This window comes from Pantoea sp. ME81 (assembly GCF_903970985.1).
GTDB lineage: Bacteria > Pseudomonadota > Gammaproteobacteria > Enterobacterales > Enterobacteriaceae > Pantoea > Pantoea communis.
In genome coordinates this window covers 1-1,966 of the sequence record NZ_CAJCKS010000329.1, presented here as the reverse complement: position 1 = coordinate 1,966, position 1,966 = coordinate 1, and the positions used below count along the sequence as shown (strand labels likewise).

Here is a 1,966-nt window from a genome sequence, read left to right as displayed (position 1 = left end):
GCCCAGGTCTGCAACCGGAAAGGGGGTGCCCGTCCCGCAGAGCAGCCAGTCTGCCCGTATGTCAAGGCTTGCCGCCAGCCGGTCGGCCAGTCCGAAGTCCATATCGCTGCGCCCTTCCTGGCAGTCAAGGAGCGGGCCGGCCGTTTTTTCGCCTGCGCAGCGCGCCAGATGGGCAAGCCCGCTGTCTCCGGGCAGAAGCCCATCCTCGGTAAGGCGTTGCCCGATCCAGGTTAACCTGCCGCCGACCTCTTTACGCCAGCGCATGCGGGCCGGGACAACTTCATCGCCATGATCGGGCTGCCCGTTGTAAAGGTGCACCAGCCGCATCCGGATTTCATCTTCCACAGAATGGCCGGTCAGCAGGGCCTGCGCTTCAATCTGACGGTAAACACTCTTTGGAAATTCCGTTACCTGAAGTTTTCGCATTACGTTTCCTTGTTGCTTTTTTCTCAGTCCCACCTGCAGCGCGCCTCGCCGCAGCTCCGGATTTTACCCGGTAAACATGATCGTCCAGCCGCTCCACGTGAACGCCAGGTTCACCGTAACAGGTGACCTCCGGATAGCCGGCGTCGCCCGCATATTTCCTTCGTGCATGGTCGTCAGGGATAATACCCCCGTAGCCGGTGAGCGTACAGAGCGTGCGTCCACCCCCGGAATAATCTCACGGCGGAGGTGTGCCCTCTGCCAGCGGCTTCCGGCTACGGTCGTTTCCCTCAGCCACAGTTCATGAAAGCGGAAAACGCCTCTGGTCAGACTGGCAATCTCGTCCAGTGTCCGCTCATTCAGAAGTTTCATGGTCTGCCTCTCATGCCATCGTGACTCCGCCAGAACCTCCTGACGGATGCTGTCAGCCTGCGCAGGCTGACAGCGTATTCAGGCCGGAGCCTCAGCGCAGTTTTTCCAGCAGCTGCTCTGCGCCCTTGTCCACCCCGGTCTCGGCCGCGTTCATTGAGCCAAACGTTGCGCCCACGTTCATGGCGTTAGGATACTGCTCCGCCACGTAGGCCAGCAGCAGCTCGCCGGTCGCGGCATCTTTCACCTCCACGGCGTAGTTTACGTACCCGCTCATCAGCCCGCGGCCCCCGCGCACTGACTGTACGATGTTATACGGTCCGCCGGCGAGGTCGAATTTCGTGAAGGTGCCCACAACCTGAGGCGTGGTGTCCGCCCCGGTGAGCGTCAGCTTAAGCCGGAGACCCGGGGCGCTACCGGCACGGGTGTTGACGGTAAACTTCTCAGCCAGCACGTCGGCAAATTTCTTCTGCATGTAGTCTGCCAGATTGCGCCTGTCCTCCTGAGACAGCTCGTTAAACTGCGCGTCGCTGCCGCCGTAGATTTCAACGGGGTCGATGGTAATGCTCCGGTATTTACTCCAGTCAACCGGGGCGGCGTAGCGGAAAGGGATGCGGTCGCTGTCGTCAGCCGTGTTGGGGGGCATCCGGGACGTGGCCTCAATGCCGGAATATTTTACCGGGGAGGTGGATGAACACCCTACGGCGGCAACGGCGGCGGTTAGGATCAGCGCGCGGGGCAGTTTTGTGAAAAACTGGGACATGGATTTCCTCCGTTTACTTTTTGACATAATGAACTGTACGGTACAGTTAATATGGTTTATTATGACTCTGTCAATAAAATGTTTCAGTCCGTGTCCGTAAATTTCAGCTCAGGAGCGCGACATGCTTTACATGTACCCGGAATTTTCAGCGTCTGGCCTCACGACCGGCGCCCGTTCTCAGCCGGTGATTACGCCGGCGCTGAAAGAGGACGCGCCCGCGTCCGTGCATCAGGAGCGTGTTGAGCATGCCGTTTTTAACTGGGGCCTGCCGCTCCGCTATTCCTGCCTGCCGGTGCGACGGAGGCTGACGAGAATGATGCTGACGCTGCAGAGGTGCAGTGAAGCCGGGGATAACCGAGAACGGGAGGCTTTTACGCCGGCGGCGGACTATGCCCGGAGCGTCATTGATAC

1 protein-coding gene and 2 pseudogenes are annotated in these 1,966 nt (G+C 59.8%); 1 reads left to right on the top strand and 2 read right to left on the bottom strand.

Annotation, left to right across the window (positions count from 1 at the left end):
• Both H7A81_RS27020 and H7A81_RS27015 read right to left on the bottom strand, forming a co-directional pair.
• Window positions 1-426, bottom strand: a pseudogene (locus H7A81_RS27020) (hypothetical protein); the annotation flags it as partial.
• 460 nt (window positions 427-886) lie between these two features.
• Entirely contained in the window at window positions 887-1,555 is a 669-nt protein-coding gene (locus tag H7A81_RS27015; RefSeq protein WP_182059308.1) for a DUF3313 domain-containing protein, read from the bottom strand.
• A 121-nt stretch (window positions 1,556-1,676) separates the two neighbouring features.
• Between H7A81_RS27015 and H7A81_RS27010 the strand changes: the two are divergent.
• A pseudogene (locus H7A81_RS27010) lies at window positions 1,677-1,966 on the top strand (hypothetical protein); the annotation flags it as partial.

Bases quoted from the DNA above. Each gene is read 5' to 3' on its own strand.
- H7A81_RS27015 (WP_182059308.1), bottom strand. From the start codon at position 1,555: ATGTCCCAGTTTTTCACAAAACTGCCCCGCGCGCTGATCCTAACCGCC.